This is a genomic window from Saccharicrinis carchari, from assembly GCF_900182605.1.
In the GTDB taxonomy this organism is placed as follows: Bacteria; Bacteroidota; Bacteroidia; order Bacteroidales; family Marinilabiliaceae; genus Saccharicrinis; species Saccharicrinis carchari.
In genome coordinates, this window is sequence record NZ_FXTB01000007.1 from 127782 (window position 1) to 143999 (window position 16218).

Here is a 16218-nt window from a genome sequence, read left to right on the forward strand (position 1 = left end):
TTAAGAAAGACTAAAACAAATAAGCCTCGAAAATCGAGGCTTATTTGTTTTAGTCCACATCCTTCAAATGTGTAACCTCAAGTGTCTTGCACATTCTTTCTTCCTGAATGGTATTGGCAAGGTTGCATAAAACGGCGCTTACCCACCCCCCAAAGCGGTTCGTCGGAGATACTATATACTTAAATTGTATTAATTAACTTGCTTCATTGGGTGGCTCAAAACCTACTCATCTTTATATTCTGTTTTTTGCTCAATATTTGAATGACAAACCTTTAATTTTACCTATTCGATAACACATTTGGCCTGTCCACCATGCGTTTCATCGTATCGAAAAAGGCCTGATAAAAGGATTCATCCTTAGCGTATAGTTTGTAAAGCTCCAGCTCTTTCTTACGCTGCTGGCTCATCACTTCATCCAGTATCTTCTTAAAGGCCAAATCCCGGTTTTGAGCATCTGTATTGTCTTCCACCTTTGCTTTGTAGTCGGGATGGGCCTGGATATTCTGGCTTACAGTGATGAATTTAACACGTTGGTCTTCCGGTGTAGCTTCCCAACCATGAAACCACCGCTCGTTAAAAGCTTTAACGATATCATCCAATGGGTCTTTTTCTTCATCACCGCCATGTGCTCCACGAGGATTTGGGTTTTGAGGGTCTAACTCTGTTTCCGAATCATCCAGACCAATAGCGTAATTGAGCTTTGTACGCTCTAAACCATAAGTGGATAAATCAACCGATTCCAAAAGCGCATCGATCAATTCGTCTTCTTTGGTTTTAACAATCAGTTTAGGAATCAGAAACTTAAGAAACCAATACAATTGTTCCCACGCCACTATTTCGTAGGGCATTATACTCGCCATCTGACCGTAGATTTTAACAAATTGCTTGGTTTTTATTTTAAAGTCGGCTTTTTCCTCATCCTCAAGCTCCAGCACGCTATTAAAGCGGTCGGCTGCTATATCAATAATCGGGCTGAGTTGCTGTGCATCTTCATTATTAAAGTATTTCCCGATAAATAATTCAACTTCTGATTTCTCGTACACGCCCACATCATCCAGCGCTCCTTTTAAGTCGTGTAGCACATTAATATCAGTGGCCCTGCTCAATGAAGTAGCAGTATAAAACGGGTCGAAAGCGCTTTTTATCTCATCTACCTGGTTAAAGAAGTCCAGAATAAACAGATCTTCGGTTTTCTTCCCATACTTATCTGCTGCGCGGTTTAAGCGGGATAGAGCCTGCACGGCCAATACACCTTGCAGCTTTTTATCCACATACATGGTGCAAAGCTTGGGTTGGTCAAAGCCTGTCAGGTATTTATTAGCCACCACCAATATGCGGTAGGCATCTTCGTCAAATTTATCTTTCGTATCTTTTTCGGGGAAACCATTCAATTCCGCCTCGGTATATTCATTGCCATCCACGGCTTTTTTGCCCGAAAAGGCAACAGCAATCTTAAATGGATTACCCTTATCGTCTAATACTTTATTTATGGCTTTATAATAACGGATGGCCGATTCAATGTTTTGTGTTATCACCATAGCTTTGGCTTTACCCTTCAGCTTTTTGGTATTATACACTTTTGTTATAAAGTGCTCCATCATTATTTCAGCCTTGGTAGCTATGGTGCGCTTGTCTCTTTCTACATAAGCACGCAGTTTCTTTTGTGCTTTTTTAGTGTCAAACAGAGGGTTATCTTCTATTGATTTCTCAATTTCGTAGTAGCTCTTGTAAGTAGTGTAATTAGCCAGCACATCTAAGATAAAGCCCTCTTCAATGGCTTGTTTCATGGAGTAGAGATGGAACGGTTCAAAAGAACCATCCTCCTGCTTTACGCCAAACTTTTCAAGCGTCGCGTTTTTAGGGGTAGCCGTAAAGGCAAAGTAGGAGGCGTTGCCCTTCATTTTTCGGGCTTGCATGGCGGCCAGAATTTTATCCTGGCTATCTTCTTCCTCTTCACCTCCATTGTTTTCGGACCTTGCCATGCCCATGGCCTGATTCATGGTTCCGGCAGCTGTGCCACTTTGCGAACTGTGGGCTTCGTCAATGATCACGGCAAACCGCTTATCGCTTAAATCGGCAATACCATCAATAATAAATGGGAATTTCTGAATAGTGGTAATAATGATTTTCTTACCCTGTTCCAATCCGGTTTTTAAATCGCGCGATGAATAAGCCGGCGCTACAATGTTTTTAACCTCCGAAAACTCCTTGATGTTATCACGCAACTGCTTGTCTAACAATCTGCGGTCGGTAACCACAATGACCGAATCGAACAGTGGCGTATCCATCCCTTTGGCGCCGGGTAGTGTATCGGCTTGCGGATAGACCTCGATTAATTGATAGGCGGCCCAGGTAATGGAGTTGGACTTGCCCGATCCGGCTGAGTGCTGAATGAGGTAAGTATGACCCACCCCTTTCGTTTCAACATGACCCAGTATTTTCCGAACCACGTCCATTTGATGATAGCGGGGGAAAAACAAAGTCCTTTTTGCCAGCGCATCATTCGGTTTGCCATCAAAACGCACAAAGTGCTGAATTAAATTAGTAAGACTTTCTTTGGTAAATACTTCTTCCCAAAGGTATGCTGATTTATGACCAAAAGCATTGGGTGGATTGCCCTTACCCTCATTATTTCCTTTATTGAAGGGAAGGAAAAATGTTTTACCACCATTTAGTTTTGTGGTCATATACACTTCATCGGTATCTACAGCAAAATGTACCAGGCAACGACCAAAGTTGAGTAAAGGCTGACGGATATCGCGGTCGTTTTTGTATTGCTTAATACCATGCACTTTGGCCGTTTGACCGGTCCAGGTATTTTTAAGCTCCAGGGTTGCGATGGCCATACCATTAATGAATACCACCATATCTATTTCTTCCCTCAGATTCTCTTGGTTGTATTGCACCTGCCGCGTTACACTGAATATGTTTTTTTCAAAGTTTTCTTTTACGGCATTACTGCTACTGGCCAACGGCAACTGATAAAGCAAAGTGAAGTGGGCATCTTCTACTTCCAATCCTTTTCGGAGCAAACGCAACAAGCCATATTTCTTCACCATACGGTCGTAGCGCTCCAAAACCTTCAGCTTCCAGTCCGATGAGCGCTTTACTTTATTCAGCTCTTCTTCCTGAGTAAGTTTCAGGAAACTCCAGAAAAAGGTTTCATCAATGGCGTATTTGGCATTGAAATCGCCTGTAACACCAATCTTGAAACCCTTACCCGCCTTGTAAAGCGACAAGGGTTCTTGTGCCTTATTACCAAAAGTCTCCCCTTCGACTTCGCTCAGGGCAAGTAATTCCTCTTTGCAAGTTCCGGTTAAGGCCTTTTCTATGGCTGCTTCTAAAGCTTGTTCGTTAGTTTGGCTTACTCTCATGTGCTTTTGTTTAAAAAATAGGATGTTAGATAATAGATGGCAAACACATTGTGGTTCAGACACAAAGATTTTACTTGCTCATCAGACTACAAATGCCCAATTTATATAATGCAACTTTAGATGCTCAAATTTTACTTATTACTTCGATGGCTGCTATATAATAGATATCAAGCTCATTTACAAACAGTAATTGCTTTTTTTAGTGTTTTGTTGCATTGGATTAACCTGTACTTATAAGCATTTATTATTTCTGCTTTCATATTCTTTGTTTAATAGCCAGTTGCTCTTGTGCATTGTAAGTCATTCTTCGTTTAGCTCCTTCAACTCCTTTTGTTGCGCTAATTTTGCTTTTAATAAAGTAATTAACTGTTTTTTTCTGGCATTACGGGCTTGTATTTCCAGGGCTTTTTTTGATGGGTGCTTAGGGATAAAAAGAGATTCAATCTTATCAGCTACTTTAATAATCATCTCATAGTTTACTTCCTGCAAAAGTGAATCACTCTTAATATAGCCAGCTATGTATTCGGCACTTTTTGATGTTAGCCCAAGTCGTTTGAGGATTAGATAACTTACCGTTTCGGCCTCTAATTCTTCAGCATTTTGGTTTAAACGGCGTGGCTCAATTCTTAGTTTTTTAGTTTTTTCAATATGAATAAGCTCTTTATGCCCGGTATGCCCTAAAAATAAATGTGCCAGTTCGTGTATCAATACACTAAATTGTTCAGCTGCACCTAATTCTTCCTTTAAATTAATTTCAAGCTTACCTGTAACTATCGTCGTTACAAATCCACCATTGAAATAGGATAAGGGACGTTTTTTTACCACTATACCCCATTGTTGAGCTAAATCTATAGCATCTATAAGGCGGGATTCGTTTAATTCACCATTTACTTTATGTGGATTAGAACCTAAGCCTTCTTCTAATAATTCTTGCGGAGTTAATTCTCCTTCGGTATCAAATATGTCATAAACCAGCATAACCGGACCACCGGGAGCTAAAATGATATATGGTCGTGCATCTTCTTTTATAGTGCGTCTGAATTTTTTCTTCCAATAGCTTTCTCCACCAAAAAAAGTTACAGCCCTGTTTTGCGTATATACTAACATGGTATTGTAGCGGGAGTAATGATTAAAACGTTCTATAAATTGAATGAAGTTAATATACTCTGCACTTGAACGGTACTCTTTCGCCCTTTTAAAAAGAGCACTAATGGTATATCTATCTTCTTGATTAAGCTTTTCCTCCATACCTAACAAACTTTTATCTTCCCCGTTACCGCAATAGTCCGGAACTATGATTGTTTTTGATTGGGTGATGAACCCTGATTTTTTGGCCGGGGTTTCATCACTCGCTTAAACTGCAGCGAAGTACTGCCAAAGTTTATTAGCAGTCCGATTTGCATGCCATAAGCTTCCAGGTAATTAATAGCTTGTGCCAGGTGAACGACTTCCAATTCCTTTACGGCCTTTATTTCGAGCATTATTTTCTCCTCCACAAAAAAATCAACCCGGCGTTTCCCAATGGGAAATCCTTTATAGCTTAAATCCATCTCTTTTTCCCGCTCGTGCGCTAAGCCCTGCATGTTTAACTCAATAGATAAGGCCCGTTGGTATATGACCTCCTGAAAACCATTGCCCAAATGATTATGCACTTCCATGGCAGCCTTGATAATTTTGCCGGTAAGTGCTGAATGTTCATACTTATCATTAATCATCGTTTTCATTGGCTTTATTTTAAATCATAGTTCAAGACACTTTTATTTTGCCTGTAACCGCACTATCTATCAATACCGATTTATACTCCTTTAATTTTTCAATCTGTTTCTCTTGTAAGGATATTGCATTGTCTATCTTAGTAGATTGAGTTTCAATAAAACTTATGATTTGCTCTTGTTCCAAATTTGGAGGAATTGTCACAATGAAGTTTTGAATTAAAGGAAGTCTTAAACTGTCAACAGTTGATTTTGCCTCACCAGTTAAAGCGACATTATGAAAAGTATTTCTTAAATAATAAAAGAGAAACTTTCCTTTTATATTTTTAAAATTACTAAACTTATAAACTCTTTGATGAAAATCAAATTTTCCATTTATATAATGGAAAACTTTTCCAACCCCTGCACCATCGCCAGCTGTTAATATTGCTTCTCCATCAAAAGAAAAGGAGTTAATCCTTTCTGCTATTTGCGACCTCACAAAAAAAGGATACATTCCATTTTCAATTTTGTCCTCAGTGTTTTTTGCGCCAGTGGTGATGTGACAAAGAAACTTAAACTTTCTCACCTCCCAATTCTCCGGAATCTCTCCAATCCATTCCACACCGCTGTCTTTCATAGGACGGGAACTATGATTTTTTTGATTACCTGATGGACTATGATTTTTTTCTTTTACATCATAGTTTTCATGGTCATCATTCGCATCATAGTTCAAGACTTTGCCCGTTACGGCATTTTGAATGAGAATTTGCTTACGCTCTTTAAGCAGGGCAATGAGCTTTTCTTTTTGGGCTATGGCTTTGTCGATAAGGGCAGTTTTATCGTCCAAAAAGTTGGCAATGGCGGTTTGTTCTGCAAGTGGGGGAAGAATAGACCAGATGTTAAAGAAATCATCCGTATAAAGCCTTAATCGACTCTCAATTACTCCTGATGAATTTCGTTTAAATTCAGCTTTGTATAATTCAGTCCTAAGTAAATAATGAAAATAACGTTTTTCAAACCCAGTATTTAATCTATAAATTGAATAAGCAGGACTTGTTATTCCATTAAAAGGTGAAAAACCAAGGCTACCGTTCCATGCAAGCATAATATTGCTAACTAAATCGCCTGCTTCTACTTTTTTATAACCTTCAAGTGTTGCTGCATTAGTTAATAATTCGCCAGCATCAACTTTGTCTGATTTTTTTGTAACACCAGTATATTGTGAAACGGATAGTAAATCCCCTGAACCATTTTCACTTCTAATATTAATTTCTTTAAATAAATATTTAATTTTACGAATTTCCCATCTTTCAGGTATCTCACCCAACCACTCTACACCTGAATCTTGATAAGCCGAATACTTTTTAAACTCCGTATTAATCTCTGTAATCGTCATTAGCCCAAGTTTAAGATGTTCCTGATTAAACCTTCGTTTTCGTTTTCCAGGTCTATTATTTCCCGGCTTACCTCGGTTATGTCGCGCAAGGGCTTATGCTGATAGAAGTACTTGTTAAAAGAGATTTCGTAACCTATTTTGGTTTTATCCATATCAATCCATGCTTCGGGTACATGGGGTAATACCTCTAGTAAAAAATACCCATAGATGTTATCTTTCAATGGAATATTCTCGCTGTCGCGCAGGTCGCTTTCGGTTTCGTAAATAATAAACTCGTTGGCTTTACCGCTTGTATAGTAACCATAATGCGGCAGTTGTTCCTCGGTGCAATCTAAATGCGCCAACAAGGCTTCCAGCTTATCCTCTTTCAGCTTTTGAACTTTCTTAATCACCTTGTCGGCCGTTTCGTCGTACCAACTTACCGCGGCATATATCTGGTTTTTATCCGAGGCGGAGAGTTTTGATTTCTGAACTTTCCCTTCTCCTTTGCTCAGGGCAAGTAGTTCAGCTTCCACTTTGCTTTGGAAGGTGTTGAAGTTGCTGTATTCGTCCGTTCCAATGGTGTTTAACAAATGGGTAGCCGTATCCAGGATTTCTTTTTGCTTTTCCCAGGTTTTTGCAGAAACCAAAGCTTTCCGCTTTTTGGCATTCAGGTCCAGGTCGTTCTTTTCGCACCAGTCCAGTATTTCTTTTTCCAAGGTGCTCAGCTCTGTATAAACCTTGTCGCCATAGGTTGCAAAGGCCCACTGCATGGGTTCTTTCAGGGTTTTGTCAAATCGCAAATCGGCAATGCGTTCGTGGGTAAACTGGGCTTTCAAACGTTTGGGGCGTTCGATGCTTACTTTGTAGTAGCCAAAATCGGCATTGTCAAATACTTTAGCGGCAAGGCCCTCTTCACCTTCACGCGCAATGGTTTTAAAGTCTATGTAGGCATCTTGAATCTCCTTAATGTGCACGGGGGTTAACTCGCAGTTTTTGGCACCCAGGTTTTTACGCAGCTTGGCAAAACGCATAGAGGCATCAATCAGGATGGCTTTTCCTTGGCGGTGCTCCGGTTTATTATTGCTTAACAACCAAATGTAGGTGGTAATGCCCGTGTTGTAAAATAAGTTATTGGGCAACTGAATAATACAGTCTAACAAATCGTTTTCGATAATGTACCTACGGATGTTGCTTTCGCCACCTCCGGCATCACCGGTAAACAAGCTGGAGCCATTGTGCACCGAGGCAATACGCGAGCCATTGGAGCGGCCGTCGTTGGCCTTCATCTTGCTCACCATCTCCATCAGGAACAGCAACTGCCCATCGGAAGAACGCGGTATGGCATCTACTTCCTCTTCTTTTCCCCAGTAGTCGTTTAATAATACGGTAAAGCGCGGGTCAATCACCTCTTTGCCATCCTTAATGTATTTCTGCTCCGTAGCCCACGACTTTCCGTACGGCGGGTTAGAAAGCATAAAGTCGAATTGGGTGCCGGCAAACTCATCGGTAGAAAGGGTAGAACCCACACGGATATTTTCCGGGTTATTACCCTTAATCATCATGTCGGACTTGCAGATGGCGTAGGTTTCGTCATTGATTTCTTTACCGTACAAATACACATCGCCCATGGCTCGTATGACCCCCTCTTCGTCCTTGATAAAATTCTGCGCCTCGGTTAACATACCGCCCGAACCACAGGCCGGGTCGTAAATGGTCATTACCGGTGGCAGCTGCTGTTTGATGGGTTTAAACACTATATGCGTCATTAGGTCTATAACCTCGCGCGGGGTAAAGTGCTCCCCGGCTTCCTCGTTGTTTTCCTCGTTAAACTTACGAATCAGCTCTTCAAACACATAGCCCATGCCCAGGTTCGACAGCGGGGGCAGCTTGCGTCCCTCGGGGTCTTCCTTGTCAAAGGGCGTGAGGTTAATATAGGGCGAGGTAAACTTCTCTAATACGTCGAGCAATACATCTTTCGAAGCCATGTGCCTAATCTGGCTTTTCAGCTTGAACTTATCGATGATTTCCTTCACATTAGCGCTGTACCCGTTCAGGTATTCCTCAAAGTTGGCCTGTAGTATTTGTTGACTGTTTGTTGCTGTATCGTGCAGGCGTTGCAGCGTCCAATCGCTGGTATTGTAAAAAACATAGCCACTGGCTTCTTCCATGCCTTTGTCGTCCCAATCGCCCTCTACCACGCCTAAATCGTTTTTCTGAAAAGCCACCTCCTCGAGCACGGCCTCTTTGCTTGGCTCTAAAAGCGCATCCAAACGCCTTAAAACCACCATGGGCAAAATTACATCGCGATATTTACCCCTCACGTAAACATCTCTCAAACAATCATCGGCAATGCTCCAGATAAAGGAGATTAATCGATTGTGTACTGCTGTGTTCATTTATTTAGTTTATTTATTTTGATTATTAACTGTTATTTCTGATTTAAAACGATTGACTAATGTTTCCTGTTAGCCATTAGTTCTGCTTTTGTTTATTAATGGTTTGTTCAGCTATTTTTAAGGCACTTATGGCATTCTTTTCTTCTTTTATTAGGTCATATACTTTATCGGCTAACCAGAGAGTCGCCAAATCATCTTCCGGATAATCATATATTGAAGCAAGTTTGAGAATATACTCTCGTTTAATATTTTTCTCGCCCCGCTCCATTTTGCTGATATAAGCCGTATCCACCTCCAGTTCGGCAGCTACTTGTCGCAGCAACAAACCTTTTTCCTCTCTTAACGATCTGAGCTTTTGTCCTATTATCATCTTTCTGTATATTGACTTGTCCGGTGCAGTCAAATGTAGTAAAGATGGATATATTTAAAGAAGTAAAAGCATACTATTTATTCACCGCACTCATTCTGTACAAAAACAAACCGCCTGTCTCTGTTGAAACAAGCGATTGGTATTTGGTTGGTTGCTGGTAGTATAAGTGCCTCTACATATAAAGTGAACACAACTTAGCCATAAAGCTTTACTTAATAAACTTCTCCCGTCGTTGCAGGTTTATCAAGCCCCACAATATGGCCACAACGGATACGGTTATTACGATCAGCCGGTTTTGGAACAGCATGGTTTGGTAGAGTGTTTCGCTGATGTTTTGGGGCGGAGCAAAAGGGTTTAAAAATACGTTCCATTTGGATTGCCCCATAGTACCGTGAAAAAACCAAAGCACCAGTCCCACGATGACCATCACCACGGCCGTTCCGTTGCCGTTTTTTACCATGGTACTGAACAAAAATCCCAAAGAACCAAAAAGCAACAATACCACCATCAGTTGTGCCCCCATTTCGAAAATGGGCAGGGCCACCAATAAAAAGTTGTTGAACAGGGCCAGTATGCTTACAATTACAAACACCATCACAAATATAATGGCCAACCGCACCAGCCACACCTTGTAGCGGTAATTGGGGATGCCGAAAAGGATCTCGAGTATGCGGGCGTCCTCGTCGTTTTGGATGCCGAAGACGGTGGGGAAAAACATGAGCAGTATGCCAGGGAAAATCAACTGGTAATAAATATCCTCCACCCCTATCTCATTGTCCGAAAACAGGGCGATACCCGTAATCAACAGATAAAAGATAAAGGATGCCCCGAGGAAATAGACAAAGCGGTTGCCGAAGATGATTTTCAGGTTGTATTTGATAATGTGTAGGAGGTTGTTCATCGAAAACGTTTAAAATATACAATTGTCGCAATTATGGTTTTTCATTTCATTTTTTAGCCTTATCGGGGTTTGCCTCTCGCCAATCTTTTGCAGTACATTTAAACAATGCAACATTCAACAAATCAGCTTCTTCCGCATATACCAACCACTCTTTGTTTTTATCGTAGTTCTTCTTTGGTAAGATACAATCCTGAACGGCATCTGTATGTATCTGATAGTTGGTTTTCGTCAAAATGCGCTTGACATTCCATTCAAGATTATATTGATTGCTCTCAATTTCTTTTAATCGTTGATATTCTTTTATCAGCAATAGCTTAAACATCGGGCTAATCCAGGAGCCAAACTCAAACGCCAAATCCTTGTGAGCATAAGTCCCGCCATATCTACCAGATTTTGCAATAATTCCAATTGCGTTCGTTGCCTCTATCCATTTTTTTGGAGTCAAATTAAAGCTATTCAATCCTGATTGCTTTCTAAAGGTGTCGAATTCGACATGTTTAAAATTTGGATTATTCAAGGTTTCCCATAACCCAATGAACTCTACCGTGTTACGGTTTCGCATCCAATTTCGGATATGGTCTGATCCTTCTTCGTCTCTAACCATATCAGTCAAGCTAATATAGTCTTGATCATCTTGCTGCACAATCGAAATAAGTTTGTTTTCAACTTCTATCTGAGATTTACTGGTCATATAATCAAATCCTATTACTTATTTACAAATATACTTTTCTAATCCCATGTAACTTATCCTTACTACCGAATATATGCGAATTATTTCTGGGTCAGGCCTTCCGCCCCTACGGTGCGTGATTTCCACATTGCAAATATTTACCCGTATATTCCGACTAACGGAACAGGTAAGGTTATATCCTATATCATCACCCATTGCGCAACAGCCAAAGGTACGAATCTTCGAGGCTCGAATGGGCGGGCTGCGCATCTTCTACCGGTTTTTCGTTGGACAGCACCCGTACTTTTACCATAGCGCCCGTTCCGATATGATGCACCACCCGGTATTGTTTGTTTACCTGTTCGAACTCCGTGGCAGGCACCTCAAAGGTCCACACTTTGCCTTGGGTTATCTTCGACAGCTCCGCTGGCTGCCCCCAGTATTTCAGCTCTCCTTGTTTCATCACGGCCACCTGGTTGCACGAGCTGGATATGTCCTCGATAATGTGGGTGGAGAAGATAACGATCCTGTCGCGGCTGAGCTCCACCAGCAGGTTACGGAAACGGATACGTTCCCGTGGGTCGAGCCCTGCGGTCGGTTCATCGACAACCAGTATGCGGGGCAGGTGAAGCATTATCTGGGCTATCCCGATGCGCTGTTTCATACCGCCCGAAAAGGAGCCGATGAGATTATCTTTCCTGTCCCATAGATGAACCGCGTTCAGCACATACTCCACCCTTTGCTGCCGTAGCTCCTTATTTTTCAACCCTTTAAGGATGGCCATGTAATCCAGAAATTCATACGAAGTCATGTTTTCGTAGGAGCCGAATTCCTGCGGAAGATAACCTATCAGGCCTTGCAGCTCTTCGCGGTATTTCAACGAATCCAATCCATTGACCCATATCTTGCCATAGCTTTGGTCCAGTATGCCGCAGATGATGCGCATAAGGGTGGTCTTGCCCGCCCCATTGGGCCCCAGTAATCCCACCATGCCGGTTTGCATGGTCAACGACACACTCTTGACCGCTTTAAACGGTTGCTTTTGTTTGCCGATAAGAGGTATGGATCGCACCAAAAGGTACCATGTACGGCGTATGCCCGAAAAACGCCCTTTAAGCCTTTCCACGTTTATATTCTCCGTCATCAGTTTTTTGCCCGTCCTATAAATATAGATGCCGAGATACCACAAAGCGGCGAACACCATGGCCGATGCCCTTGCATCGAATCGGATGGTGTACAGTACCAGTACAATGGCCGGATAGGCCCAAAGCATTATGCGATAAATGATGCTTTGCGCAGATAACAAACGCCTGGCCCTCCCCTTTTTATCGGGCCACTGGGCCAGATAGCGGATATACGACAGAAAAATAAAATAGCTGATAAACAAGAAGATAAAATTCCAGAGCGAAGATTCGAGATAAAACCAGGTCATCCACACCAAAAAGCCCAGCAGGGGAACTTGCCATACGATGCCTTCGCGATAATTCTTCACCCCTTTTTCGGCTTGCGCCAACAGCCCGTAGCGCTTGGCCGTTTTCCACTCGCGCATAAAGCGGTTGTCGCGGTCATATACCTTTACCAGATTTTGCAGCCGGATGGTGATGGGCTCGCCCGGTTTTATCAGCTCGGCCTTGGCCTGACGCAGACTAATGAGCACAAAATACAAGATTGCCGGAACGCCTACGATACAAGCAAAATACTCTACGAGCATCCAAACAAACGAATGGTCGAACACGTAATGTATCCCCACAATGCCCAGGGCCCACGAAGCAAAAACCATAGTTTTATACCTGATATTGAGCGAACGGATCCAGTGCAAAGCGGTTTCCAGCCCAAAGCTAAAGGTGGGGATAAACACCAGGGTGAGCAGGGTGCTTACCAGCAGGCCGCCCACCACGGTAATGGCGAAAGGGGCACCCAGACTGCCCACATATTCCGATTTGCCCATGGCCAGCGGCAGCATGGCAATAATGGTGGTGGCCGCCGTTATCAATATGGGCCGAACGCGTGAGATACCCGCCTGCATCAAAGCCCGCGAATGTCGCATACCCTGTTTGCGCAGGATATTGGCATAGTCGATAAGGATGATGCCGTTGTTGACCACGATGCCCAGCAATATCAAAAAGCCGATGAGCGTATTGAGGTTGAGCCACGAGTTACCGGTAAATATCAAGCCCAAAAAGGAACCTATGGCCGCCAGGGGGATGGAAAACAGCATGACAAAGGGCGTAACAAACGACTCGAACACCGAGGCCAATATCATCAGGATGAGCAAAAAGGCCATCCCAATCAAAAAGTAAAACTCACTGAACTGGTCTTCTTCGTGTATCACTTCCACCGCGGTCCCCGACGGGAGGTTAACCTGCGCCACCAGCTCGTCCACATCGCGACGGGCTTGCTCCAGCAGCGATTTAGAATCGTTTATCTCACTACTGAAAGCGTATCTTATGGTTATCTCCTTATGCTGGTTTACACGGAGTATCTCGTTGCGCCCGCTGGTTAAAATAATATTGGAGAAATCGCTCAGTGCCACCAGCGAACCGGAGTTGGAGATAATATTTAGTTTTTGTAAATCACTGTAGGTCTTTGCCGGCACATCTTCTTCCTGGTGCATGCGTTCGCCTTTCATCACGATATCGTATTCCTCGTTATCCACCCGCAACACGCCGCCGGAGCTTATTTCATTTCTAAAGGTAAACAGTTCGGACGCCACATTTTGTGGGGCCACGCCGTACATGCTCATCAATCCGGGGTCGAATTCCAGGTGCACCTCGGGGCGCGGAAAGCCGGCGCTGATGCCCACATAAGTCATCCCCTCCATATTGTCCTCCAAAATATATTTTATATCCTCGGCCAGCAGCAACATCTTATCAAAATCCTCCCCTTTTATCACTACGCTCTCCTGCTGTTGTCCAATACCAAACATGGCCATCATGTTCATGCCGGGGTTGTCGCCAAAGCCCGAGCCGCCGCCTGTGGTAGTGCCCCCTTGCTCCAAACTAATCTCGGAGTCGGTAAACCCTTGCAACCTCGATTGTATATCGGCCTTTATTTCGCCCAGACTGCGCTTCGATTCTTTTTTGTATTCTTCTTTCAACTGCACCCTCAGGCTGGCCCTCTCCTCATATACCTGACTGATAATCTTATCGTGCTCGCTAATATCGCCAAAGCGCTTTTCCAACTCCCGAACCACTATATCGGTGGCTTCCAGGGTAGAGCCCGATGAGCGCTCGATATTAATCACAAACTCCGGGGTCTCCACCTCCTTGTTCACCTGAAAACTGACCAGCAGACTGATGAACACCGTTAAAAAGAATGCCAGCACGGCCATGTTGATGGTGCGGGCGGGCAACCGGAGGGCATTTTTCAGGAGCACCAGGTACGATTGTATCATACGGCTGTGCAGGGGCAATCGCCTTAAACGTTTCTGCACCTTCGATTTGCCGTACCACAGCACGCTGTGCGTCATCATGGGGATAAGCAGCAAGGCCACGGCCAGGGATATCAGGAGCGTGCCCACGATGGAAACGGCGATATTTTCGGCCACCAGCTTAAAACCCATGTTGGATGAAAAAACGAAGGGCAAAAATACGGTGACCGTGGTAAGGGTGGCTGCCAATATAGCCCGCCATACCTGCCGCGTACCCTGGGTAACCGCCTTGTCCCTGTCGGGTTCGGTGGCCGCCACCCGATAAATATTTTCCATCACCACAATACTGTTGTCGATGAGCATGCCCACGGCCAGGGCTATCCCTATCAGCGTTAAGGTGTTGATACTGATATCGAAGGCATAAAAGATATTGAAAGCCGAAAATACCGAGATGGGAATGGACAGCATCACCAGCGAAACCAGGGGGATATTTTTCAGAAATATCCATAGGATAAACACGGCCAGGATGCTGCCTATCAATGCCAAATCGATTATTTTGGAGATGTTCTGCTCCATGGTTTCGGCGGTATTGGCGGTGATGGCAATCTCCACGCCTTCCGTTGCCAGCTCTTCGTTCAGGCTGGCCACCTGCTCTTTAACGCGGGCGGCAAGCTCTATCTGGTTCACGGTTGACTCGCGTGCCATACTGATGGTCACCGCTTCTTTGGCATTGACCCGGCTATAGGAGGTTTGTTCTTTAACGCCAAAAACTATCTGTGCGATGTCCTTTAACAAAACAGGCCCATTGGCGGAGATGACCACATTCTCCAGGTCGCGTATATGGTTGTATTCGCCCTGTACATTCACAAACAAGTACTGTCCCCTATCGACCACCCGGCCCGCAAATGTTTTTTTGCCCTCGCTGTTCTGTATCTTGCGGCGCACCTCGGCGGTGGTTATGTTCAATGCCTCCAGCACATCTTCGTTAAGTGTTATCTCCACGGTTTTTTCCCGGCCACCATATATCTGTATGCCGGCTATGCCGTCCACACTTTCCAGCTTGCCCGCGATGCGCTCGTCGGTAAGGGCACGCACCCTGTCCACATCGCCCTCGCCCAGCACTTGCAACTGCATAAACTGGCTGTTCATCTGCTGCATGTCCATCTTTGCCACAGTGGCCCTGTACCCTTCAGGAATCAGGTTTTGCGAAGCATTTATCTTTTCGGCCAACTTGAGGTAGGCATATTTAAAATCGACCTCTTTGCTCAGATAAACGATGATTAAAGCCCGCCCCGGATTTATCCGCGACTCCATTTTTTCGATACCCTCCAAGGTACCTACCACCCCTTCTAAAGGGATAACGGCTTGCTGCTCCACGTAGCGCGGGTCGGACTGGGTATCCCCGGCCACCTGTACAAACAACACGGGCAATTCGGCATCAGGATAAAGCTCTACCGACAAATGCTTGTACGATACCACGCCCAACATGGTGAGCGCCACGAACAACATGCTTATCAGTACCTTTCGATGTATTATAAAGTTCATTTTATGCGTATCAAGATTTAAGTATCAAGTATCAAGACAATAATAGTTCAATGTTTCATTTCCCGTCTGCCACAACTTGTCCCAAACTCGTTTCGGGAGGCAGGCGTCGTAAAGTTCGGATATTCATTTTATCAACCGCATCGTGCAACGATTTTGTTATTCTTATAATCTTAGGGCATTGCCCTATGCCATTACATTGCATCCTGAAGCTTGCCCGGCTTTCGACGGGGGCTTGACTTAAAACTTACCAACAACCGCAGAGCGGTTGAATATCAATAGCCCCGGGTTTTGCTCCTCCGCTAAGTCCTTCGCCAAAGGCTATCGCCGTCGGAGAAAGCTTCGGCGACACGCGGAAAGAGACTTGGGTTTATAGCTTGTTTTACCCCAAACCCCTAAAGGGGCTTCGATTTGCAGCTTGGAATTTAGTTACTGTCTGGGTCACATTGCACCAATTACTACAAACCACTAACCTTTAATCCATATCCCTCCTATTTAGTTGTCTTTTCATTTTTTGTCTATT

At 43.7% G+C, this 16218-nt stretch carries 9 protein-coding genes; all 9 read right to left on the bottom strand.

Annotated elements, in window-relative coordinates:
• Positions 1–278 precede the first annotated feature (278 nt).
• On the bottom strand, positions 279–3374 hold the full coding sequence (locus tag FN809_RS13175; protein WP_142533992.1) for a type I restriction endonuclease subunit R: 3096 nt from the start codon (positions 3372–3374) through the stop codon (positions 279–281).
• 300 nt (positions 3375–3674) lie between these two features.
• Positions 3675–4622, bottom strand: coding sequence for an ImmA/IrrE family metallo-endopeptidase (locus FN809_RS13180; protein ID WP_142533993.1), 948 nt, complete (start codon positions 4620–4622; stop codon positions 3675–3677).
• Between the two features lie 44 nt (positions 4623–4666).
• The gene (locus FN809_RS13185) at positions 4667–5098 is read right to left on the bottom strand and encodes a GxxExxY protein (RefSeq protein WP_142533994.1); all 432 of its coding nucleotides are present in this window, start codon (positions 5096–5098) and stop codon (positions 4667–4669) included.
• Between the two features lie 22 nt (positions 5099–5120).
• Positions 5121–6464, bottom strand: a complete 1344-nt coding sequence (locus tag FN809_RS13190) for a restriction endonuclease subunit S (protein WP_142533995.1) — start codon at positions 6462–6464, stop codon at positions 5121–5123.
• Entirely contained in the window at positions 6464–8842 is a 2379-nt protein-coding gene (locus FN809_RS13195; RefSeq protein WP_142533996.1) for a type I restriction-modification system subunit M, read from the bottom strand. Before FN809_RS13195 ends, FN809_RS13190 begins: the two co-directional genes overlap by 1 nt.
• A gap of 76 nt (positions 8843–8918) precedes the next feature.
• Entirely contained in the window at positions 8919–9212 is a 294-nt protein-coding gene (locus tag FN809_RS13200; RefSeq protein WP_142533997.1) for a helix-turn-helix domain-containing protein, read from the bottom strand.
• A gap of 208 nt (positions 9213–9420) precedes the next feature.
• The gene (locus FN809_RS13205; protein WP_142533998.1) at positions 9421–10113 is read right to left on the bottom strand and encodes a hypothetical protein; all 693 of its coding nucleotides are present in this window, start codon (positions 10111–10113) and stop codon (positions 9421–9423) included.
• Positions 10114–10159: 46 nt separating this feature from the next.
• A complete protein-coding gene (locus tag FN809_RS13210; RefSeq protein ID WP_246095602.1) occupies positions 10160–10804 on the bottom strand; it encodes a KilA-N domain-containing protein in 645 nt (214 codons plus the stop codon).
• 187 nt (positions 10805–10991) lie between these two features.
• A complete protein-coding gene (locus FN809_RS13215) occupies positions 10992–15698 on the bottom strand; it encodes an efflux RND transporter permease subunit (RefSeq protein ID WP_142533999.1) in 4707 nt (1568 codons plus the stop codon).
• Between the last annotated feature and the right edge of the window lie 520 nt (positions 15699–16218).